At 64.8% G+C, this 21894-nt stretch carries 16 protein-coding genes and 1 tRNA gene; 12 read left to right on the top strand and 5 right to left on the bottom strand.

Annotation, left to right across the window (positions count from 1 at the left end; genetic code table 11):
* Positions 1-10: 10 nt before the first annotated feature.
* The 4 genes from hrpA (at position 11) to E1N52_RS07250 (ending at position 7718) form a co-directional block, all read left to right on the top strand.
* The gene (gene hrpA, locus E1N52_RS07265) at positions 11-4624 is read left to right on the top strand and encodes an ATP-dependent RNA helicase HrpA (RefSeq protein WP_133181505.1); all 4614 of its coding nucleotides are present in this window, start codon (positions 11-13) and stop codon (positions 4622-4624) included.
* A 146-nt stretch (positions 4625-4770) separates the two neighbouring features.
* Positions 4771-5796 (top strand): YVTN family beta-propeller repeat protein, encoded by a 1026-nt coding sequence (locus E1N52_RS07260; RefSeq protein WP_133181503.1) that lies wholly within the window; start codon positions 4771-4773, stop codon positions 5794-5796.
* Positions 5797-5991: 195 nt separating this feature from the next.
* Positions 5992-6825: an EI24 domain-containing protein gene (locus E1N52_RS07255; RefSeq protein WP_133181501.1), complete on the top strand. Its 834-nt coding sequence runs from the start codon at positions 5992-5994 to the stop codon at positions 6823-6825.
* A gap of 35 nt (positions 6826-6860) precedes the next feature.
* The gene (locus E1N52_RS07250; protein WP_133181500.1) at positions 6861-7718 is read left to right on the top strand and encodes a competence/damage-inducible protein A; all 858 of its coding nucleotides are present in this window, start codon (positions 6861-6863) and stop codon (positions 7716-7718) included.
* Positions 7719-7824: 106 nt separating this feature from the next.
* Here the strand turns inward: E1N52_RS07250 and E1N52_RS07245 are convergent, their stop codons facing one another.
* Entirely contained in the window at positions 7825-8289 is a 465-nt protein-coding gene (locus E1N52_RS07245; RefSeq protein WP_133181498.1) for a rhodanese-like domain-containing protein, read from the bottom strand.
* Positions 8290-8754: 465 nt separating this feature from the next.
* Between E1N52_RS07245 and glnA the strand changes: the two genes are divergently transcribed.
* The 4 genes from glnA (at position 8755) to E1N52_RS07225 (ending at position 15411) form a co-directional block, all read left to right on the top strand.
* Complete coding sequence (gene glnA / locus E1N52_RS07240; RefSeq protein WP_133181496.1) at positions 8755-10170, top strand: type I glutamate--ammonia ligase; 1416 nt, start codon at positions 8755-8757, stop codon at positions 10168-10170.
* A gap of 231 nt (positions 10171-10401) precedes the next feature.
* Positions 10402-11544 (top strand): nitrogen regulation protein NR(II), encoded by a 1143-nt coding sequence (gene glnL / locus E1N52_RS07235; protein ID WP_133181494.1) that lies wholly within the window; start codon positions 10402-10404, stop codon positions 11542-11544.
* Between the two features lie 75 nt (positions 11545-11619).
* Positions 11620-13200 (top strand): nitrogen regulation protein NR(I), encoded by a 1581-nt coding sequence (gene ntrC, locus E1N52_RS07230; RefSeq protein ID WP_133181492.1) that lies wholly within the window; start codon positions 11620-11622, stop codon positions 13198-13200.
* Between the two features lie 117 nt (positions 13201-13317).
* Entirely contained in the window at positions 13318-15411 is a 2094-nt protein-coding gene (locus tag E1N52_RS07225) for a prolyl oligopeptidase family serine peptidase (protein ID WP_133181491.1), read from the top strand.
* 9 nt (positions 15412-15420) lie between these two features.
* Here E1N52_RS07225 and xth read toward each other — a convergent pair whose 3' ends face one another.
* Positions 15421-16206, bottom strand: a complete 786-nt coding sequence (gene xth, locus E1N52_RS07220) for an exodeoxyribonuclease III (protein ID WP_028204196.1) — start codon at positions 16204-16206, stop codon at positions 15421-15423.
* A gap of 83 nt (positions 16207-16289) precedes the next feature.
* Positions 16290-17018: an SDR family oxidoreductase gene (locus E1N52_RS07215; protein WP_133181489.1), complete on the bottom strand. Its 729-nt coding sequence runs from the start codon at positions 17016-17018 to the stop codon at positions 16290-16292.
* A gap of 100 nt (positions 17019-17118) precedes the next feature.
* Here E1N52_RS07215 and E1N52_RS07210 point away from each other — a divergent pair, with 100 nt between their 5' ends.
* Positions 17119-17739, top strand: a complete 621-nt coding sequence (locus E1N52_RS07210; protein ID WP_133181487.1) for a 2-hydroxychromene-2-carboxylate isomerase — start codon at positions 17119-17121, stop codon at positions 17737-17739.
* Between the two features lie 64 nt (positions 17740-17803).
* Here E1N52_RS07210 and E1N52_RS07205 read toward each other — a convergent pair whose 3' ends face one another.
* Positions 17804-18793 (bottom strand): NAD(P)H-dependent flavin oxidoreductase, encoded by a 990-nt coding sequence (locus E1N52_RS07205; protein WP_133181485.1) that lies wholly within the window; start codon positions 18791-18793, stop codon positions 17804-17806.
* Between the two features lie 188 nt (positions 18794-18981).
* Here E1N52_RS07205 and E1N52_RS07200 point away from each other — a divergent pair, with 188 nt between their 5' ends.
* A complete protein-coding gene (locus E1N52_RS07200; protein ID WP_133181483.1) occupies positions 18982-19524 on the top strand; it encodes a PadR family transcriptional regulator in 543 nt (180 codons plus the stop codon).
* Between the two features lie 138 nt (positions 19525-19662).
* Positions 19663-19739 (top strand) — tRNA-Met (locus E1N52_RS07195).
* Positions 19740-19834: 95 nt separating this feature from the next.
* Here E1N52_RS07195 and E1N52_RS07190 read toward each other — a convergent pair.
* A complete protein-coding gene (locus tag E1N52_RS07190) occupies positions 19835-20542 on the bottom strand; it encodes an aspartate/glutamate racemase family protein (protein WP_133181481.1) in 708 nt (235 codons plus the stop codon).
* A 141-nt stretch (positions 20543-20683) separates the two neighbouring features.
* Here E1N52_RS07190 and dinB point away from each other — a divergent pair, with 141 nt between their 5' ends.
* On the top strand, positions 20684-21880 hold the full coding sequence (dinB, locus tag E1N52_RS07185; protein ID WP_133181479.1) for a DNA polymerase IV: 1197 nt from the start codon (positions 20684-20686) through the stop codon (positions 21878-21880).
* Positions 21881-21894 lie beyond the last annotated feature (14 nt).

The following is a 21894-nucleotide window of genomic DNA, read 5'->3' as shown; positions in this document are numbered from 1 at the left end:
ATGCGCCCCCATGTCGAATGTACCCAAAAGACCTGCCTCGGCGCAGGGCAGCAACACCCCGGCCGGGAAGGAAACGGCGCAAGACGGCGCGAAGGCGAAAAGCGCGTCGCAGAAGTATGGCGACGGGCAAAAGCTCGCGTCGACGGACAAGCTTGCCGCGCTCATGGGCGGCGGCGTGCTGGGCGGCGCGCGCGTGCAGGACAAGCGTGCGGCGCAGACAGAACCGCAGACGCAACAGCCGACGCCGCCGCGCGCAGAACAGCGCCCCGAGCAGCGTGCCGAGCAGCGTGCCGAGCAGGTAAGCGAAACGAAGGCCGCGCCGCAGTCGCAGTCACAATCGCCATCGCGAGACGAACCGCGCACGCAGCGCAACGCCGCGCAACCGGGCAAGCCACGCGAGGCGCGCGACGATCGCCGCCCGGCGCAGCGTAACGAGCCACGAGATCGTTCGAGCGAATCGCGCGACGCGCGCGCCGAGGCGCCGCGCAATCACCCGCCGCGCGCGCAGCAACCTCCGAAGCAGGCGAACCCGCAGAACCAGCCGAAGCCGCAGAACCCGCAGAACCCGCAGCGACCCGCGAAGCCGAAGTCAGAACACGCGCCGCGCCCCGGCAGCGAAGGCGAACGCGAACGCCCGCCACGCGCTGAGCGCCAGGAGCGCCCGCCACGGCCGCCGCGCACGAACGTCGAGCCGAACAAGGTTCCGCCCATCACGTTCCCCGAAGCCCTGCCGGTCTCCGGCCGCCGCGAAGAAATCGCGCGTGCGATCGCACAGAATCAGGTCGTGATCGTGAGCGGCGAAACGGGCTCAGGCAAGACCACGCAGTTGCCGAAAATCGCGCTCGCACTGGGCCGCGGCCTCGGCGCGGGCGGCACGGGTTTGATCGGCCATACGCAGCCGCGCCGGATCGCGGCTTCGGCGACGGCGCGGCGCATCGCCGACGAACTCAATACGCCGTTCGGCGAAGTGGTCGGCTACAAGGTGCGCTTCACCGACAATCTCTCGCCGGGCGCTTCGGTCAAGCTCATGACCGACGGCATTTTGCTCGCGGAGACGCAAACCGATCCGCTGCTCAAGGCCTACGACACGATCATCATCGACGAGGCGCACGAGCGCAGCCTGAACATCGACTTCCTGCTCGGCTATCTCAAGGAGATCTTGCCGCGCCGGCCCGACCTCAAGCTGATCGTGACCTCGGCGACCATCGACGCCGATCGCTTCGCGCGCCACTTCGGCAGCGAGGAAAAGCCCGCGCCGGTGATCGAGGTGAGCGGGCGGTTGTATCCCGTCGAGGTGCGCTACCGGCCGGTGCAGGAAGACAGCCCGGCGGTGAAGAACGCGCAGGGCACGACGGGCCGCGAAAAAAGCGCAAAGTCGCAACGCGACACGGATCGCGACTTGATGGAAGCCATCGTCGATGCCGTCGACGAACTCTGCCGCGAAGGTTCTGGCGACGTGCTCGTGTTCCTGCCCGGCGAGCGCGAGATTCGCGACGCCGCGGAAGCGCTGCGCAAGCATCATCCGCCGCACACGGAAATCCTGCCGCTGTTCGCGCGGCTGTCCGCGCAGGAGCAGGAGCGCGTATTCAAGCCGTCGAACGCGCGCCGCATCGTGCTCGCGACCAACGTGGCCGAAACGTCGCTCACAGTGCCGGGCATCCGCTATGTGGTCGACACGGGCCTCGCGCGCGTGAAGCGCTATTCGTATCGCAACAAGGTCGAGCAGCTGCAGATCGAGTCGATTGCGCAGGCGGCGGCGAACCAGCGCGCGGGCCGTTGCGGGCGTGTCGCGGACGGCATCTGCATCCGGCTTTACGAGGAATCAGATTTCATCGCGCGGCCGCGCTTCTCCGATCCGGAAATCCTGCGCTCGTCGCTCGCCGCCGTGATTCTGCGCATGAAGTCGCTGCATCTCACGGCGATCGAGACGTTCCCGTTTATCGAGCCGCCGCCGGGCCGCGCGATCGCCGACGGCTATCAACTGCTCAACGAACTCGGCGCCGTGGACGACGACAACGCGCTCACGCCGCTCGGCCGCGAACTCGCGCGCCTGCCGCTCGATCCGCGCGTGGGACGCATGATTCTCGGCGCACGTGACGAGCAGGCACTGCGCGAAGTGCTCATCATCGCGAGTGCGCTGTCGGTGCAGGATCCGCGCGACCGGCCTATCGAGGCGCAGGAGCAGGCGGACCAGGCGCATCGCCGGTTTGCCGACGAGCGCTCCGAGTTTCTCCAGTGGCTCAAGATCTGGGCATGGTTCGAAGACGCCGTCGCGCACAAGAAGTCCAACCGGCAGCTGCTCGATGCGTGCCGCGCGAATTTCCTGTCGCACTTGCGTTTGCGCGAATGGCGCGACGTGCATTCTCAATTGCTGACGGTGGTGCGCGAGCACGGCTGGCGCATCAACGAATCCGATGCGACCTACGAGCAGATCCATCACGCGCTGCTTACGGGCCTGCTCGGCAATATCGGTCTGAAGGCCGACGACGAGCCGCATTATCTCGGCGCGCGCGGCATCAAGTTCCACTTGTGGCCGGGCTCGGCGCTCGTGAAGAAGGCGGGGCGCTGGGTGGTGGCCGCGGAGCTTGTCGAAACGAGCCGCCTCTACGCGCGCTGCATCGCGAAGATCGAACCCGAGTGGCTGGAGAAGGTCGGCGCGCATTTGCTGAAGAAGTCGCTCTCCGAGCCGCATTGGGAAAAACGCGCTGCGCAGGTGAGCGCGTTCGAGCGCGGGGTGCTGTATGGCCTGCCGGTCTATCAGCGCCGGCGCGTGGCGTTCGGCAAGCAGGACCCGTCGCGTGCGCGCGAACTCTTTATTCGCGGCGCGCTCGTCGAAGGCGAGTTCGACACGAAGCTCGCGTTCTTCGCGCACAACCGTAAGCTGCTCGCCGATATCGAGCAACTGGAACACAAGTCGCGCCGCCAGGACGTGTTGGTCGACGACGAACTGATCTACGGCTTCTACGATCAGGCGATTCCCGAAGGCATTTACTCGGGGGCGTCGTTCGAGCGCTGGTATCGCGACGAGGTGAGGAAGGGCGGCGAGCCTGAGGACAAGCTGCGTCTGTTGTACCTCTCTCGCGACGACCTGATGCGCCACGAAGCAGCGGGCGTGACGACCGAGCTGTTCCCGAAGCGCATGACGATGTCGGGCGTGGCGATGGCGCTGACGTATCACTTCGAGCCGGGCTCGCCGCGCGACGGCGTGACGCTCGCGGTGCCGCTTTACGCGCTCAATCAGGTCGATGCGCGCCGTTGCGAATGGCTCGTGCCGGGCATGCTCAAGGAGAAGGCGCAACTGCTACTGAAGTCGCTGCCGCAGAAGCTGCGCCGCCACTGTGTGCCGCTGCCCGAGTACGCTGCCGGCTTCGCAGAGCGCGTGGGCGGCGAGCGTTTTGGTGCGGGCGGCCTGCTGGAAGCGCTGATCGCCGACGTGCGCGAGCAAAAGCAGATCGCCCTGAAGTCCGCCGACTTCAAGCTGGAGACGCTGCCTGCACATCTCTTCATGAACTTCAAGGTGATCGACGAGCACGGTCGCCAGCTCGCGATGGGCCGTAACCTTGCGCAACTGCGCGCCGAACTCGGTGCGCAGGCGCAGCAGCAATTCCAGAAGCTTGCGAGCGCGACGGCGCTGGCTGCGCTGGAAACGCACGCGCAGGGCAGCGGTGCACCTCAGAACGCTCAGGTCGAGCGCGAGGCAACCGGTGACGCTCCGCAAAAGAGCAACGCGCCGCACACGCCCGCACCGGGCGATGCAGCGCCTGCCACGGCGCTCTACGAAAACCTCACGACGTGGAATTTCGGCAAGCTGCCCGAACTGCTGGAAATCCGTCGCGGCGGACAGACGCTATTCGGCTATCCGGCGCTCGTCGATCGCGGCTCGCATTGCGACGTCGAAGTGTTCGATTCGCCGGAGGAGGCCGCACGCATCCATCGCGCGGGGCTGCGCCGGCTCTTCGCGCTGCAGTTGCGCGAGCCGATCCGCTACCTCGAGAAGAACCTGCCGGGTCTGCGCGAGATGGCGATGCAGTTCATGGCGCGCGCCACGCAGGAAGAGCTGCGCGACCAGCTGGTCGAGCTCGCGCTCGACCGCGCCTGCCTGCAAGATCCGCTGCCCGACGACGACGCGAGCTTCCACGCACGCAAGGACGAAGGCCGCGGACGTCTCTCGCTGCTCGCGCAGGAAATCGCGCGTTTGGTGGGGCAGATCCTTGCCGAATATGCGTCGCTCGCGAAGAAGCTCGTGCAGGCCAAGGCCTTCGGCGCGCCCGCAGCGGACATGCAGGCGCAGGTCGACGCGCTCATCAGCAAGCGCTTCATTCTGGACACGCCCTACGCACAACTCGTGCATTTCCCGCGCTACCTGAAGGGCGTCGCGCTGCGCATCGACAAGCTGCGCGCCGACCCCGCACGCGACGCGCGCCAGGCCGCCGAATTTCAGCCGCTCGCGCAGCAGTATCAGCGCGCGCTCTCGCAGCGCGGTGGCGTGTTCGACCCGCGTCTTTCGGAATTCCGCTGGCTGCTCGAAGAGCTGCGCATCTCGCTCTTCGCGCAGGAATTGCGCACGCCGATGCCGGTCTCGGTCAAGCGCCTCCACAAGGTTTGGGAGTCGATGCAGCGATAAGTCGCATTGCGGGCCATAACAGTTCTTCAAAATTGTTCGAAAAAGGGGCGCTTAATTGCGCCCCTTTCATATTTCAAGGGCCCTACGTCAACCTTGCGTGCAGGTAGACGTTCTACAATCACAAATCTGCCCGGGAACGATTCTTCATGCCGAACAACAACACCTTTAGCCGCGTCGCCGCCAAGGCCGCAACGTTTGCGCTCGCTTGCGCAGCGACCGTTGCCGCATTTGCCTCGACGGCCGCTTACGCGAACAACATCATCGTCCTGAATTCGGGCGAAGCCACGCTGAGCCTCATCGACGACAAGACGCACGAAGTCGTCGGCACCGTGCCCACGGGCAAGGAGCCGCATCACCTCTTTCCCACGCCGGACAACGCCTCGCTGATCGTCGCGAACTCGGTGTCGAACAACCTCCTGTTCGTCGATCCGAAGACCGGCAAGCCGCAGCGCTGGGTCGAAAACGTCGAAGACCCGTACCAGCTCGGCTTCTCGCCCGACCGCAAGTGGTTCGTGACCACGGGCCTGCGCCTCGACCGCCTCGACATCTACAACTACGCGGGCGGCAGCAATATCACGCTCGCCAAACGCCTGCCGCTCTCGGCCATGCCGAGCCACCTGGCGTTCACGAACGACAGCCGCACGGTGTTCGTTTCGCTGCAGGTTTCGGGCGAAATCGCTGCGGTCGATCTGCCGACGCAGAAGGTCCTCTGGAAGATGAAGGTCGGCGCCGCACCGGCCGGCCTGTGGCTCACGCCCGGCGACAAGTACCTGCTCGTCGGCATGACGGGCGCCGACTACGTGGCGGTGGTGGACTGGCGCAACCAGAAGATCGTCAAGACGATCCAGGTCGGCAAGGCCGCGCACAACTTCCGCTCGCTCGTTGACGGCCACCATGTGCTCGTGTCGAGCCGCGTGGCGAACGTCATCAGCATCATCGACGAGGACACGCTCGAAAAGACCGGCGAAATCAGCGGCCTGATGCCCGGTCCCGACGACATGGAACTGACCGCCGACAAGCGCTACCTGTGGGTGACGTTCCGCTTCGCGAAGCACATCGGCCTCATCGACATGCAAACCAGGAAGCTCATCAAGACCATCGCCGTGGGCCGCTCGCCGCATGGCATCTACTTCTACGACCGCGCGCCCGTCACGGCACCGAACGGGGCCTAAAGGTCACCGCAGGACAGCACAGGGCACTCAAGGACCCCGGATTCAGGGAGGGCGCGTGGGGCGTGGCAGCGTTCTTGCCCGCCCTCGCACCCGTCTTACCCGCCGTGCGCGCGGTGGTTTATGCTGTCGGCTTGGTCGCACCACTTTCGCCGACACCGTGTTCTCCACCCGTCCTTTTCGCCGTATTCCGCTCGCATGAATGACCTGTTGCGCTCGTTCGGACGCGCGCTCGCGAGCGTGTTCCATCCCGCCATGCTGCTCCTCACCTTCGTGCCATTTCTCGTGGCGGCGGCGGTATGGGGCGCCGTGCTCTATATGTTCTGGCAGCCGCTGCTCGACCTGATGCGCGGCGCGCTCGCGAACTGGTCGTCGACGGCCTACCTCTATCATCTATTCGACGCGCTCGGCTTCGGCTGGCTGCGCGCGACGATCGCGCCGTTTCTCGTCATCATCCTGACGATTCCGCTCATCGTGATCACGGTGCTGCTGCTGATCGTCGCGATCTCGATGCCGCGCGTAATCCGCCATCTTTCGAAGCGCCAGTACGGGATGCTCGAGATGCGGCACGGCGGCACCTGGTACGGCAGCCTGTTCTATTCGCTCGTCACGACCATCGTCTGCCTGATCGTGATGATCGTGACGCTGCCGCTGTGGCTCATTCCGCCGTTCTTCGCGCTCATTCCGCCGCTCCTGTGGGGTTGGCTCACGTATCGTGTGATGACCTACGATGCGCTCGCGCTGCACGCAAGCGTCGAGGAGCGCCGGGCGCTCGTGCGCAGCCACCGCCTGCCGCTGCTCGTGATCGGCGTGGTGAGCGGATTGCTGGGCTCGCTGCCTACGGCGATCTGGGCCGTGTCCGCGTGGCTGCTGCTGTTCTTCCCGGTGCTGGCGGCGGTGACCATCTGGATCTATGCGTTCATTCTGGTGTTCACGGCGCTCTGGTTCGGGCACTACTGCCTGCGCGCGCTTCAGCGCATGCGCGCGCACGAAGTGCAACAGGCGTCCGGTGACGTGACGATCGTGCACTAACGCTTACTCATCAAGACAATCCAGCGAGGCGACCCATGGCATTTGGCGTCATCATCATCGGCGACGAGATTCTCTCGGGGCGCCGCTCCGACAAGCATCTGCCGAAGGTCATCGAACTGCTCGGCGCGCGCGGCCTTTCGCTCGAGTGGGCCCAGTACGTGGGCGACGACCCCGAGCGCATCACCGAGACGCTGCGGCGCTCGTTCGCTTCGGGCGACATCGTGTTCTCGACGGGCGGCATCGGCGCGACGCCGGACGACCACACGCGCCAGTGCGCGGCTGCGGCGCTGGGCGTGCCGCTCGCATTGCATCCTGACGCCGAGGTGGCGATCCGCGAGCGCATCCGCGACATGCACACGGGCGCCGATCCCGTGAACTTCCAGTCGCCCGAGAATCTGCACCGTTTCCAGATGGGCACGTTCCCGCAGGGCTGCGAGATCATCCCGAACGGCTACAACAAGATTCCGGGTTTTTCGATTCGCGAGCATTACTTCGTGCCCGGTTTCCCCGTGATGGCCTGGCCGATGATCGAGTGGGTGCTCGACACGAAGTACGCGCACCTGCATCACCAGACGCCGCACGCGGAGAAGTCGCTACTCGTGTTCGAGCTGCCCGAGTCGACGCTCACGCCGCTCATGGAGCGCATCGAGCGCGATTTCCCGGGCGTGCGGGTCTTCAGCCTGCCGAGCGTGGGCGATACGGAGCGCGGCGGCATTTACGCGCGCCGGCATATCGATCTGGGCGTGAAGGGCGAGCCCGAGGCCGTGGCGGCCGCCTTCGTGAAGCTGCGCGAAGGCGTGCACGAACTGGGCGGCGATGTGGTCGAGCCGGCGGCGCCGGGCGAGGGTACGCCCGATCGCGAGCGCCGCAGCGGGCCGCGCGCCGGTTTTTGAATCAGCGTGTGAAGGTGCGCCGCGTGCGGCTCGAGGGCCGGCGGCGCATCATCGGCGTGTCACACGGGGCGCTCAGAGTGGCCCGTTGGGTTCAAGCAGAGCGGTCTTAGGCGCCGATCCACGGCAGGCCGCGGAAGCACCAGCCGGTGACGGTCTTGCGGTGCCCCTGGCCGTCCTTGTCGCCTTCGAAACCTTCGAGCAGGTCGTAGGCCTTCGTGAACCCGGCCTTTGCGGCTTCGATGGCGGCGAGCTTGGAGCGCGCGGCGCTGCGGCACAGGAACAGCACCGGCGCGTCGGCTTCCACGGCGCTCTTGAGCTGGGTGAGGAACTCAGCGTTGGGCACGCCACCCGGATAGCGAGTCCATTCGACGTGCGAATATTGGCCGTCGCCTACGACAGGACGGCCAACCCAGTCGAGTTCAGCGCGCGTGCGCACGTCGACGAGGCGCGCGCGCGGGTCGAGCTGCAGAAGCTCGAATGCCTCTGCGGGCGATACCGCGCCCGCGTAGGGCAGCTGGTTCTCGACGCGGCGCTTCTCCGCCTGGGCGTACAACTGTTCGAGCGTACTCATGACAACGGATCTCCTGTTACGCGTTGGACCAAAAAACCATTCTAGCGCGTGGGGACGGAGCGGGAGAGTGGCTCACACAAGCTGAAGCGGCACGCGCGCGACGCTTCGGGCAGCACAAAGGGCAGGATGCATCGAGTTGGTGCATGCAAGGTGTTTTGCACCATAATGATGAGAGATTCGCGCGCCAAATTCGGGATTGCACGAGTTTGGTGCCGATGAGCCGCCACGCTGGCGGCTCCACAATCGCGCAGCGCACGATTTTTGATTCCAAGTGCGCGTCGCGAAAGGGTTTTGCGCCACGTTGGCGCATGCATGGCACGGAAGCTGCTTTATACGTCTCGATCGATTCGCAGCCGGCCAACCGGGGTCAGCAGGACAGACCTGGGAAGGAGGCGGCCGGCGGGGGATCAACAAGATTTGGACGGCGGCAGCGTTCGCCGAAATCGTTAATCAGGAGAATAGGTTATGAGTAAATCCGTGGCCGACGTCATGCAACTCGTCAAGGACGAAGACGTCAAGTTTGTCGACTTCCGCTTCACGGACACGCGCGGCAAGGAGCAGCACGTTTCGGTTCCGCTGTCGGCATTCGACGAAGACAAGTTCGAGTCGGGTCATGCGTTTGACGGTTCGTCGATCGCCGGCTGGAAGGGCATCGAAGCCTCGGACATGCTGCTCGTGCCGGATCCGAACACGGCCTTCATCGACCCGTTCTACGAAGAGTCGACGCTCGTTCTGACCTGCGACGTGGTCGAGCCGGCCGACGGCAAGGGCTACGAGCGCGACCCGCGCTCGCTCGCCAAGCGCGCTGAAGCCTACCTGAAGAGCACGGGCCTCGGCGACACCGCCTTCTTCGGTCCGGAGCCGGAATTCTTCATTTTCGATTCGGTCCAGTGGAACACGGATCAGTCGGGCTGCTTCGTGAAGATCGGCTCGGATGAAGCACCGTGGTCGTCGGGCCGCGAAATCGAAGGCGGCAACACGGGTCACCGTCCGGGCACGAAGGGCGGCTACTTCCCGGTCGCGCCGGTCGACACGTTCCAGGACATCCGCTCGGAAATGTGTCTGCTGCTCGAGCAGATTGGCATTCCGGTCGAAGTGCACCACCACGAAGTGGCGGGCCAGGGCCAGAACGAAATCGGCACGAAGTTCTCGACGCTGGTTGAGCGCGCAGACTGGACGCAGCAACTGAAGTACATCGTCCACAACGTGGCGCACACGTACGGCAAGACGGCGACGTTCATGCCGAAGCCGGTCGTCGGCGACAACGGTTCGGGCATGCACGTTCACCAGTCGATCTGGAAGGACGGCCAGAACCTGTTCGCGGGTAACGGCTACGCGGGCCTGTCGGAATTCGCGCTGTTCTACATCGGCGGCATCATCAAGCACGCTCGCGCGCTGAACGCCATCACGAACCCGGGCACGAACTCGTACAAGCGTCTCGTTCCGCACTTCGAAGCGCCGGTCAAGCTCGCTTACTCGGCACGCAACCGTTCGGCATCGATCCGTATTCCGCACGTGTCGAACCCGAAGGGCCGCCGTATCGAAACGCGCTTCCCGGATCCGCTCGCTAACCCGTACCTGTGCTTCTCGGCACTGATGATGGCGGGTCTCGACGGCGTGCAGAACAAGATCCACCCGGGCGAAGCCGCCGACAAGAACCTGTACGACCTGCCGCCGGAAGAGGATGCAAAGATCCCGACCGTTTGCGCCGGCCTCGACCAGGCTCTCGAAGCGCTCGACAAGGATCGCGAGTTCCTGACGCGCGGTGGTGTGTTCACCGACGGCATGATCGACGCGTACCTCGCGCTGAAGGAAAGCGAACTGCAACGCGTGCGTATGACCACGCACCCGGTCGAGTTCGAACTGTACTACTCGCTGTAATTGGCGATGGCGCTTCGCTGCAAGCTACACAGCGAAGCGCCAGTTCAGTTTCTTCGACTCGCAGGACGCGTTGGCGTTGGGTCTCCAAGGGACGGCGGTGCCGTCCCTTTTTCGTTGGGCCGCCTTGTCGCTTGTCGACGAGGCGTAATGCCCCGCTTGTTGACCAGCGTATTGACCAGAATTAACGACCAGGACTGTTGCTGGTGCGCCGTATGGCAGCCGGCCTGAAACATGGTGCTCAAGAATCTGATCAAGGCAAGGAAGGGGCACGCCGAACCGCTCTCCGACGACGCGCCGCTCGTCGAGTCGGGCCTGTTGCCCGGCTTCGAGGCGCTGCCCACTGTCGTGCTCGTGCTCGACAAGCGCACGCTGCGTGTCGCCTTCGCGAATCCTTCGGCGGAGGCGATGCTCGATCTCTCGCGCCGTCAGCTCGCGCAGATGGCGTGGTCCGATCTCTTCTCGAATGCGGACGAGCTGCTTTCGACGATCGCATCGATCGCCGAGCATCGTTTTCACGCGACGCGGCTCGACGCTTCGCTTGAGCGCCCCGGGCGCGAACCGCTGAACGTGCACGTCGTCGTGGGTTTTCTCGAAAGCTCGCCCGATTACGTGCTGCTCGAACTCTTCGAAAACGAGCGTCATTTGCGCAGCGACCGCGAGGAGCGCATTCACGACCTCACGGCGGTGAACAAGCATCTGATCCGCAATCTCGCGCACGAGATCAAGAATCCGCTCGGCGGGATTCGCGGTGCGGCGCAGCTGCTCGAATTCGAACTCGGCGCGCTGGAGCGCGACGAGCTGCGCGAGTACACGCAGGTGATCATCAAGGAGTCGGACCGCCTGCAGACGCTCGTCGACCGGCTGCTCGAGCCGCACCGGCACCCGCATATCGTCGGCGACGTGAATATTCACGAAGTGTGCGAGCGCGTGCGCGCCGTGATCCTCGCGGAATTCCCGCGCGGCCTCACCATCGAGCGCGACTACGACGTGAGCGTGCCCGACCTGCGCGGCGACAAGGAGCAGCTGATCCAGGCACTGCTGAATATCGTGCGCAACGCGGCGCAGGCGCTGCGCGAACGCATCTCGCAGGGCGACGCGCGCATTGAATTGCGTACGCGCATCGCGCGCAAGGTCACGATTTCCAAACGCTTGTGCAAGCTGGCATTGGACTTGCATATCACTGACAACGGACCCGGCATTCCCGAGGATATTCGCGATCGCATCTTCTATCCGCTCGTCTCCGGACGCGAGGATGGCAGCGGTCTCGGCCTCACGCTCGCGCAGACGTTCGTGCAGCAGCACGACGGACTCATCGAAGTGGATAGCCGGCCGGGCCACACCGAGTTTCAGATATTGCTGCCGCTCGATAGTTGAATCAGTTGAAACGATAGCTAGACCTGAATCTGGATTTACCGATACCGCACGCCACCAGGACTTCTGACCGATCTTATGAAGCCGATCTGGATAGTAGACGACGACCAATCGATACGCTGGGTGCTTGAAAAGGCCCTTGCCCGCGAGAACTTCGCCACCCGCAGCTTTTCGAATGTGCGCGAAGCCGCGAGCGCGCTCGATCACGACAGCCCGCAGGTGCTCGTCTCCGACATCCGCATGCCGGGCGGCTCGGGCCTCGAGCTGCTGCAAACCGTGCGTGAGCGCGTGCCGGGCTTGCCCGTCATCATCATGACGGCGTTCTCCGACCTCGACAGCGCGGTCGCCGCGTTTCAGGGCGGCGCGTTCGAGTATCTCGCCAAGCCGTTCGACGTCGACAAGGCCGTCGAGCTGATTCGCCGCGCCGTCGATGAAAGCATGCGCGGCGAGCAGCAGTGGGACGAGCGTCCCGCCGAAGCACCCGAGATGCTCGGCCAGGCACCGGCCATGCAGGACATGTTCCGCGCCATCGGGCGGCTTTCGCATTCGGCGGCCACCGTGCTCATCACCGGCGAGTCTGGCACCGGAAAGGAGCTTGTCGCGCGCGCCTTGCACCGACATAGCCCACGCGCGAACGGTCCGTTCATTGCGCTGAACACTGCGGCGATCCCGAAGGATCTTCTGGAATCCGAATTGTTCGGCCACGAGCGCGGCGCGTTCACCGGCGCGCAGGCCATGCGCCAGGGCCGCTTCGAGCAGGCCGAGAACGGTACGCTGTTCCTCGACGAAATCGGCGATATGCCGTTCGATCTGCAAACGCGCCTCTTGCGTGTGCTCTCCGATGGGCAGTTCTACCGCGTGGGCGGGCACAACCCGCTGCGCGCGAACGTGCGCGTGATCGCCGCGACGCACCAGAACCTCGAGACGCGCGTGCGCCAGGGGCTGTTCCGCGAGGACTTGTATCACCGGCTCAACGTGATCCGTTTGCGTTTGCCCGCACTGCGCGAGCGCAGCGAGGACATTCCGCTGCTCACTCGCCACTTCCTGCAAAAAAGCGCGCGCGAATTGGGTGTGGAGCCCAAGCGCGTATCGGACGAAGCGCTTGCGTGGATGTCGTCGCTGCCGTTTCCGGGCAATGTGCGCCAGCTCGAGAATCTCGCGAACTGGCTCACCGTGATGGCGCCTGCGCAGACCATCGAGATCAAGGATCTGCCGCCTGACCTCGTGCCTGCGCACGGCTCGGCGGGGGTGGTGCATCTCGCCGATGCTTCGTCCGCTTCCGAAGCGGGCGCAGCGGCCAACGGCGTGGGCGGCGTCTCGCCGGTTGCGGGTGCCGTGGCGGGTGCGGGCTTGCCCGGCGCGATCGGCGGCGTGTCGGGCGGCGTGGTGTTCGGCACACCCGCGTTCGGCGCGTCCAACGGCGCCGCCGCCGCGGTCTCGCCGCTGAGCGTGTGGGAGAGCGGTCTGCGCACGGAGGTCGCGCGTCTCCTGCGCGAGAACAGCGCCGACGTCATGGACGAACTCTCGCGCCGTTTCGAAGCCGCCGTGATCCGCGAGGCGCTCGACTTCACGCGCGGGCGCAAAGTCGAGGCGGCCGAGCGTCTTGGTATCGGCCGCAACACCATCACGCGCAAGATCCAGGAACTCAATCTGGAATGAGCGCCTACTAGCCTGTGGCATCGGGCCGGCCTCGCGCGACGCGAGCCGGCCCGATGCGCAGTGCAATGGCGCGCACACAGGGCATAATCGACGCTGTTTTCCTGTCGACGACCGATCATGCCTGTGACTTCTCCCTGGCCCACCGAGGCCGATCCGTTCCTTTCGCTCGAATCGCTCGACGACCCCGCCGTCATGGCCTGGGTCGAGTCGCAGAACGCGCGCACGCGCGCCGCGTGGCAGGGCGGTGCGCGTTTCGAGGCGCTCGAGAAGCGCCTTGCGCAGGCCTATTTGCCGCGCGAGCGGCCCGTGATTCCGAGCCGCTGGCAAGAGTGGGCCTACGACCTCTGGGAGGACGAGGACAATCCCAAGGGCCTGTGGCGCCGCGCGCTTTGGGCCGACTGGCGCGCCCACAAGCCGCAGTGGCAAACGCTCATCGACTTCGACGCGCTCGGCGCGAAAGAGGGCATGCCCTGGGTGTGCGCGGGTATCGACATCCTGTATCCGGACGGCGACCGTGCGCTGATCCAGCTTTCCGATGGCGGCTCCGACGCAGTCATCGTGCGCGAATTCGACATCGTGAAGCGCGAATTCGTCGACGATGGCTTCGCCATCGCGAAGGAAGGCAAGCACATCATTTCGTGGATCGATCGCGATACCGTGTATCTGGGATGGGACGCGGGCGGCAAGAGCGGCAAGAAAATGCTCACGCGCTCGGGCTATCCGCGCGAGGTGCGCCGCTGGACGCGCGGCACCGCGCTCGCCGACGCGCCTGTGGTATTCAGCGGCGAATTCGACGACATCAGCGTGGAGGGCGACTACGATCCGGTCGAGAAGCGCCACGACGTGGTGCGCAGCGTCGACTTCTTCGATTCATACACCTATCGTCTGGATGAGCGCGGCGACTGGCAGGTGTACGACGTGCCTACGCATGTCTCGGTGGGCGCGTGGCATGGCTGGCTGCTGCTCGAGCCGCGCCTCGACTGGAGCGTTGCGGGTGTGACCTACAAGGGCGGTGCGTTGCTCGCAATCCGCGAAGACGCTTTCCTCGCGGGCGATCGCGCGTTCACGGCGCTCTTCACGCCCACGCCGGTGACGTCGGCATGCGACTGGACCAATACGCTCAACGTCTTGATCGTCTCCTGGCTCGACGACGTGGAGAGCCGCACGATGCTCTGGCAGCCGCACCAGGAAGATGGTGCGTGGCGCTGGGAGTCGCGCGTGTTTCCTGCGCGTGCGAGTTCGCAGGTGGACGTCTCGCCTATCGAAGACACCCTCAACGACGAGGTATTTGTCGATGTCGACGACTACCTGCTGCCGCCCGAATACTGGCTCGCCGATCTCGCGCAAACCGATCTCCAGCAGTGGGAGTTGCTCGACCGCTGGCCCACGCAGTTCGATTCCGGGCCGCTGACGGTCATCCGCTCGCACGCGCGCTCGGCGGATGGCACGAGCGTCCCGTTCACCGTGATCGGCCCGAAGGCCGTACTCGAAGGCGAGTCGCGCAAGGCGTCGCCGTGCCTGCTCACGGGCTACGGCGGCTTCGCAATCGCACTCACGCCGCAATATCTCGTGGGCTCGGGCATTGGCTGGCTGGAGCAGGGCGGCGTGGTGGCGATCGCGCACATCCGCGGCGGCGGCGAGTACGGCACCGCCTGGCACGTCGAGGCGCAGCGCGAACATCGCCAGCGTTCGTTCGACGACTTCATCGCGGTGGCCGAGCAGTTGATCGCCGATGGCTATACGAGCGCCGCGCAACTAGGCATCAAGGGTGGCAGCAACGGCGGGCTGCTGGTGGGCGCCTGCATGGTGCAGCGCCCCGAGCTGTTTGGCGCCGTGGTGTGCGAGGTGCCGTTGCTCGACATGCAGCGTTACCCGCTGCTGCATGCGGGTGCGTCATGGATCGACGAATATGGTGATCCTGAGGATGCCGAAGAATCGCGCGCGCTGGCCGCCTATTCGCCTTACCATCATGTGAAGCCCGGCGTCGTGTATCCGCCGTCGCTGTTCACGACTTCGACGAGCGACGACCGCGTGCATCCTTCGCATGCGCGCAAGATGGTCGCGCGCATGGAGAAGCAAGGGCATGCGAACGTCTGGTATCTGGAGAACACCGAAGGCGGTCACGGTCCCGGCAGCGATTCGCTCGAGCGCGCGGAGTACGACGCGCTCGTTTATCGTTTTCTGTGGACCACGCTCGCGGGCAACTGGTAAGGCGCGCGTTCAGCCCGCAATATCGAGCGTGGCGATCACCGGCGTGTGATCGGACGGCTGTTCCCACTTGCGCGGCACCTTGTCGACTTCACATGCGGTGAGGTGCCCGGCAAGCGCGGGCGAGAGCAGGATATGGTCGATGCGCAAGCCCGCGTTGCGACGAAACGCGAACATGCGATAGTCCCACCACGTGAAGAGCTTTTCGGGTTGCTCGAACTGGCGGAACGCATCGACGAAACCCAGTTCGATCAGCCGACGAAACTGCGCGCGCTCTTCGGGCGAGACGAGGTTCTGGCCTTCCCAGGCCTTCGGATCGTGCACGTCGCGGTCTTCGGGCGCGATGTTGTAGTCGCCGAGCAGCGCGAGCTTCGGGTAGCGCTGCATCTCCTGCGCGAGCCAGTCGTGCATGGCGTCGAGCCATTGCAGCTTGTACGCGAACTTCTCCGTGCCGGGCGCCTGGCCGTTGGGGAAATATGCGCTCACCACGCGCACATCGCCGATGGTCGTGGCGATCACGCGCTGCTGCGGATCTTCGAAGCCCGGAATATTGCGCACGACGGTGGCCTCGTCGACGAAGAGGCCTTCGCGCACGAGGATGCCCACGCCGTTATAGGTCTTCTGGCCCGCAAACCAGCTGCGATAGCCGTGCGCCTCGAGATCGGCGCGCGGGAACTTGTCGTCGGTGAGCTTGAGTTCCTGGAGGCAGAGCACGTCAGTCTTGCTCTCGTTGAGCCAGTCGATGACGTGCTGCAGACGGACCTTGAGGGAGTTGACGTTCCACGTTGCGATTTTCATGTGAGGCTCGATAGGGTGACGGTGTGCTTTCAGTGCACTTCGGCGCCATTATCGCCTGCTTCGCAACGCGGGCGACAGTTGCCTCACCATTGCTCCAGCCACGGCCGCAAATCGAGTTCGTGCGTCCACGCATCGCGCGGCTGCTGGTGCAGCGTCCAGTAGGCGTCGGCGATGTGCTCGGGGTTCAGAATGCCGTCGCGTTCCTTGAGCTTGTAGCGCTCGGGAAAATTCTCGCGGATGAACTCGGTGTCGATCGCACCATCGACAATGATCTGCCCGACGTGAATGCCTTGCGGCCCGAGTTCGCGCGCCATGGACTGGGCGAGTGCGCGCAGTGCGTGCTTCGCGCCCGCGAACGCCGCGAAGCCCTCGCGCCCGCGCAAACTCGCGGTCGCCCCCGTGAAGAAAATCGAGCCGCGCTCGCGCGGCAGCATCACTTTTGCGGCTTCGCGGCCCATCAAAAAGCCGGCGAAGCAGGCCATTTCCCAGACCTTCTGATAGACGCGCGCCGTGGTTTCGGTAATGCCGAAGCGCACGTTCGCGCCGATATTGAAGATCGCCACCTCGATCGGCGCGATGCGCGTTTCGATCTCCGAGAAGAGCGCGATCATGTCCTCTTCCTTGCGCGCGTCCGAGCCGAAAGCGTGCGCTTCGCCGCCCTCGGCTTCGATCTGCGCGACGAGCGGCGCGAGCTTGTCGGCATTGCGGCGCGTCACGCACGCAACGTAGCCCTCGCGTGCGAAGCGGCGCGCGATGGCGCCTCCGGTGGCGTCGCCTGCGCCAATTACCAGTACGGCTTTCTTTTGCGTCATGGTGCTTGTCTCACTGTCGATTACATCGGCCCGGTTTCAGGTATCTTAGGACGTCGACGCGCCCGGGCAAAGGTGCGCGTATTTACATAGGGGAGACACGATGGGTGACATCAAGGTGCAGTTTCTGTTCGACTTCGGTAGTCCTAACGCTTACTTGTGCCACAAGGTGATCGGCGGCATCGAAGCGCGCCAGCAGGTGCGTTTCGAGTATGTGCCGATCCTGCTTGGCGGCCTTTTCAAACTGAGCGGCAATCGCTCGCCGGCCGAGGCCTTCGCGGACATCGAAAACAAGCGCAAGTTCATGATGCTCGAGATGCGGCGCTTTATCGAGCGGCATGGGTTGAGCGCTTATCGGCCCAATCCGCACTTCCCGGTGAACACGTTGCAGATCATGCGCGGCGCGATCGCGGCGCAGCGCAACGGCACGTTCGATCGTTACGTGGACCGCATGTTCGCGCATATGTGGGAAGAGGGCCTCAAGATGGACGACCCTGCCGTGATCCGCGCGGCGCTGGAGGCGGACGGCCTCGACGCCACGGCGTTCGAAACGGCGATTCAGGACGCCGATGTGAAAGCCGCGCTGCTTGCGAACACGCAGTCGGCGTTCGAGCGCGGCGCGTTCGGTTCGCCGACGTTCTTCGTCGGCGAGGAAATGTACTTCGGCAAGGATCAGTTGCGCGATGTCGAAGAGGAAATCGCGCGCATGAAGTCGCGCGCATAAGGCGCGGCGGTTCATCACGAGGCGAGGCGGACGCGGCATGGTCGCTCCCGCCTCGCGCCGCGCATCAAAGCGCGGCTTGTTCTTCGGCTTGCGGCGCCGCGACCACGCCCAGACGCACGCGCGCCGCCTCGTATTCGAGCTTCAACCGCGCGATGAGTTCAGCTGCCGGCAGGACGCTCTTCACCGCGCCAATGCCTTGGCCCGAGCCCCAGATGTCCTTCCACGGTTTCACGCGCGTCGAGCCGAAATTCATCGCCGACGGATCCGACTGCGGCAGCGCCTCCGGATCGAGGCCGCTCGCCACGATGCTCTGGCGCAGATAGTTGCCGTGCACGCCCGTAAAGAGATTCGAGTACACGATATCGCCCGCGCCGCCTTCGACGATCATTTGCTTGTACGCGTCGACGGCATTCGCTTCATGCGTGGCGATGAACGCCGAGCCGATATAGGCGAGATCGGCGCCCGCCGCCTGCGCCGCGAGAATCGCATTGCCGTTTCCGATCGCGCCCGAAAGCAGCAGAGGGCCGTCGAACCATTCGCGAATCTCGTGGATCAGGGCGAACGGCGAGAGCGTGCCCGCGTGGCCGCCCGCACCGGCGGCCACGGCGATCAGACCGTCCGCGCCTTTCTCGATGGCCTTCTTCGCGAACGTGTTGTTGATGACGTCGTGCAAGACGATGCCGCCCCATGCGTGGATCGCGTGGTTGACCTCTTCGCGCGCGCCGAGCGACGTGATGACGATCGGCACCTTGTATTGGGCACACACGCCAAGGTCGTGCTCGAGTCGGTCGTTCGACTTGTGCACGATCTGGTTGACGGCGAAGGGCGCCGCCGGGGCGTCCGGATGCTTCGCGTTGTACTCGGCGAGTTCGGTGGTGATGCGGTCGAGCCATTCGCCCAGCACGTGCTCCGGCCGTGCATTGAGTGCAGGGAACGAGCCGACGACGCCCGCCTTGCATTGGGCGATCACGAGATCGGGATTCGAAATGATGAAGAGGGGCGAGCCGACGACCGGAATCGACAGGCCGCGGCGCAGCACGGCGGGCAGGGACATCCATATCTCCTTGACTGGGGCGGCCGCCGGATGAGGCTGCCGTCGCGTGATTCGATGCGCCGGCGTGCGAGCCGGCTGGCAGCCTCAAACATAGCAAAGCCATCGAAACTATGCAACCAGTTGCATAGTGGAAAAATTCGATCCGCAACAAACCTGGCATCGGGCGGGGCGTGGTTTAGAATCGCCGCATGTCGACGCCGCATGCCATCCTCATCGCCTTGCTGGAAAAGCCTTCGTCGGGCTACGACCTAGCGCGCCGCTTCGATCGCGCCATTGGTTACTTCTGGCACGCCACGCATCAGCAGATCTATCGCGAGTTGGGCCGCATGGTCGAGGCGGGTTGGGTATCGGTCATCGAGGACGAGACGGCCGCCGCGTCGCGCAAGAAGGTGTATTGCGTGTTGCCGGTCGGGCGCGATGAAGTGGCGCGCTGGGTGCGCGAGACAGCGCTCGACCTCGACTCGCGCAACGTGTTTCTGCTCAAGCTGCGCGCCGATGCCGTGATCGGGCCGCTCGGCCTTGCCGAGGAACTCGCGCGGCTCATCGAAGAAAATCGTGCGCGTCTCGCGACGTATCGGGAGATCGAGCAGCGCGATTTTGGCGCGGCTTCGCTCACGCGCGGGCAGCAGTTGCAGTACGCGATCCTCAAGGCGGGCATTCACACGCAGGAGATGTGGCTTGCCTGGGCGGAAGAGGTGCGCGCGCTGGTGGAACCCGCGCAGGCGCAGTGAGATTTGCCAGGTTGTCCGAAATAATTCTCGCGTTGCGATCGCCAGCTCGACGATGTCCGAACGCGTGATGTTTCAGTCGCGTGAAAAAGACGCTTGACGGAGCGATTCGTGCACCCTATAATTCTTTTCTCTGACGGACGCGGGGTGGAGCAGTCTGGCAGCTCGTCGGGCTCATAACCCGAAGGTCGTAGGTTCAAATCCTACCCCCGCAACCAAACGTCTTAAGCAGCAAGGCCTCGTGCCAATCAATGAACCCGCTATCAGCGGGTTTTTTGTTTTCTGCAGCCCGAAGCTGCAACGAGCGCCATCGCTAGGCGCCGGCCTCGCTTCCAATCGCCCAATCCACTGCAGCCTGCGCGTGCAACGCGGTGGTGTCGAACACGGGCAGTGCCGAATCGTTTTGTCCGATTAGCAGCGTGATTTCCGTGCAGCCGAGAATGACCGCCTGCGCACCGCGTGCCGCGAGGTCTTCGATCACGCGCTGATACACGCGCCGCGACTCTCCATTCACGTTGCCGTGACATAGCTCGTCGTAGATGATCCGGTGCACTTCCGCGCGATCGTGTTCGTTCGGCACGATCGCTTCGATGCCATGCGCCTCGCGCAATCGTCCCACGTAGAAGTCCTGCTCCATCGTGTAGCGCGTGCCGAGCAGGCCTGCGCGCGTGAAGCCCGCGGCGCGCAACGCCTGGCCGGTCGGGTCCGCGATATGCAGGAAGGGGATCGAGATCGTCGCCTCGATCGCCGCGCGCACGCGGTGCATCGTGTTCGTCGCGAGCAGCACGATATCGGCGCCCCCGCGTTCGAGTTGTTGCGCGGCCTCGGCCATCTGCACGCCTAGCGCGTCCCAGTCGCCCGCGCGCTGGAGCGCTTCGACCAGCGCGAAGTCCACGGTCACCATCAGGCTGCGCGCGTTGTGATGGCCGCCCAGACGCGCCTTCGCGTGGCGGTTCAGCAGCCGGTAATACTCGGCCGACGATTCCCAGCTCATCCCCCCAATCACACCGATCGTTTTCATCGATTCGTTCCTCACTCTCTTGGACGGTTCAGTCCGCACGAGTATAGGCCCGCGCAACCAGCAGTCCAGAGACGGTCTGGCCGATCCGAAGCGGTACGGGAGCCGATAAAGGGCGCGGACACTTGTCTTGAAAATAGTACTGTGTTTTTGTACAGTATCAGGACCGTGAACGCGCCTTCTTCCGACCTCGCGCCGCCGCCTGCGCCCGACCCGGGGCGCTCCGCCGCCGCACTTGCCGCCGCCGCTCGCAAGATCATCCATTGCGACTGCGACTGCTTCTATGCGTCGGTCGAAATGCGCGACGACCCCTCACTGCGCGGCCGTCCGCTCGCCGTGGGCGGCCGGCCCGACCAGCGCGGCGTGATCGCCACCTGCAACTACGAGGCGCGGCGCTTCGGCATTCATTCGGCTATGTCGTCGGCGCTCGCCATGCGCAAGTGTCCCGAACTGCTGATCCTGCCCTCGGCGATGGAGAAGTACCGCACCGCTTCGCGCGAGATCATGGCGATCTACCGCGATTACACGCCCGACGTCGAACCGCTTTCGCTCGACGAGGCCTATCTCGACGTCACGCGCGCCTCGCGCTGCAAGGGCAGCGCCACGCTGATCGCCGAGGAAATTCGCGCGCGCGTGCGCGAAACCGTTGGCGTGACGGTATCGGCCGGCGTGGCGCCGAACAAGTTCATCGCCAAGATCGCCTCCGACTGGAACAAGCCCGATGGCCTCTTCGTCGTGCGTCCGCTTGAAGTCGATGCCTTCGTCGCCGCGCTGCCCGTGCGCAAGATTCACGGCGTAGGCAAGGTCACGGCGGCGAAGCTCGAAAACCTCGGGCTGACCACGTGTGCGCAATTGCGCACGTGGTCGCTGTTCGATCTGCATCGGCATTTCGGCGTGTTCGGCAAGCGGCTCTACGAACTCGCGCGCGGCATGGACGACCGGCCCGTGCGCGCCGATCAGGAGCGCAAGTCGGTGAGCGTCGAGACGACCTACCTGAACGATCTGCTCACGCTCGAAGCGTGCAGCGAGGAACTGAAGCGTCTTGCGGTGCAGCTCGATGCGCGCATCGAACGCGCGGGTTGCGCGCACGCGGTGCGCAAGCTCTTCGTGAAGATCCGCTTCGCCGACTTTCAGCGTACGACGGTCGAGTGCGTGGCCGATGCCGCCGATGTGCGTACCCTCCTGCTGATGCTCGAAAAAGGGCTCGCGCGGCGCAAGCTGGCGGTGCGGCTGCTCGGCGTGGGCGTGCGGCTCGAAGAGGAGAATCCGGCGTTGCGCGGGCAGTTCGCGCTCTTCGACGACGATCCCGCGGAAGATGACGGACTGGTCGCGCTCGTCTGACGCCTTCGCGTGGA

This window comes from Paraburkholderia guartelaensis (genome assembly GCF_004353905.1).
GTDB classification, from domain to species: domain Bacteria; phylum Pseudomonadota; class Gammaproteobacteria; order Burkholderiales; family Burkholderiaceae; genus Paraburkholderia; species Paraburkholderia guartelaensis.
Note: the sequence above shows the minus strand (reverse complement) of the source record. Positions and strands in the feature narration are given on the sequence as shown.

What these genes read in the sequence shown, in the direction of transcription:
- hrpA (WP_133181505.1), top strand. Translation starts at nt 11, where the DNA reads ATGTCGAATGTACCCAAAAGACCTGCCTCGGCGCAGGGCAGCAACACC.
- E1N52_RS07260 (WP_133181503.1), top strand. Translation starts at nt 4,771, where the DNA reads ATGCCGAACAACAACACCTTTAGCCGCGTCGCCGCCAAGGCCGCAACG.
- E1N52_RS07255 (WP_133181501.1), top strand. Translation starts at nt 5,992, where the DNA reads ATGAATGACCTGTTGCGCTCGTTCGGACGCGCGCTCGCGAGCGTGTTC.
- E1N52_RS07250 (WP_133181500.1), top strand. Translation starts at nt 6,861, where the DNA reads ATGGCATTTGGCGTCATCATCATCGGCGACGAGATTCTCTCGGGGCGC.
- E1N52_RS07245 (WP_133181498.1), bottom strand. Translation starts at nt 8,289, where the DNA reads ATGAGTACGCTCGAACAGTTGTACGCCCAGGCGGAGAAGCGCCGCGTC.
- glnA (WP_133181496.1), top strand. Translation starts at nt 8,755, where the DNA reads ATGAGTAAATCCGTGGCCGACGTCATGCAACTCGTCAAGGACGAAGAC.
- glnL (WP_133181494.1), top strand. Translation starts at nt 10,402, where the DNA reads ATGGTGCTCAAGAATCTGATCAAGGCAAGGAAGGGGCACGCCGAACCG.
- ntrC (WP_133181492.1), top strand. Translation starts at nt 11,620, where the DNA reads ATGAAGCCGATCTGGATAGTAGACGACGACCAATCGATACGCTGGGTG.
- E1N52_RS07225 (WP_133181491.1), top strand. Translation starts at nt 13,318, where the DNA reads ATGCCTGTGACTTCTCCCTGGCCCACCGAGGCCGATCCGTTCCTTTCG.
- xth (WP_028204196.1), bottom strand. Translation starts at nt 16,206, where the DNA reads ATGAAAATCGCAACGTGGAACGTCAACTCCCTCAAGGTCCGTCTGCAG.
- E1N52_RS07215 (WP_133181489.1), bottom strand. Translation starts at nt 17,018, where the DNA reads ATGACGCAAAAGAAAGCCGTACTGGTAATTGGCGCAGGCGACGCCACC.
- E1N52_RS07210 (WP_133181487.1), top strand. Translation starts at nt 17,119, where the DNA reads ATGGGTGACATCAAGGTGCAGTTTCTGTTCGACTTCGGTAGTCCTAAC.
- E1N52_RS07205 (WP_133181485.1), bottom strand. Translation starts at nt 18,793, where the DNA reads ATGTCCCTGCCCGCCGTGCTGCGCCGCGGCCTGTCGATTCCGGTCGTC.
- E1N52_RS07200 (WP_133181483.1), top strand. Translation starts at nt 18,982, where the DNA reads ATGTCGACGCCGCATGCCATCCTCATCGCCTTGCTGGAAAAGCCTTCG.
- E1N52_RS07190 (WP_133181481.1), bottom strand. Translation starts at nt 20,542, where the DNA reads ATGAAAACGATCGGTGTGATTGGGGGGATGAGCTGGGAATCGTCGGCC.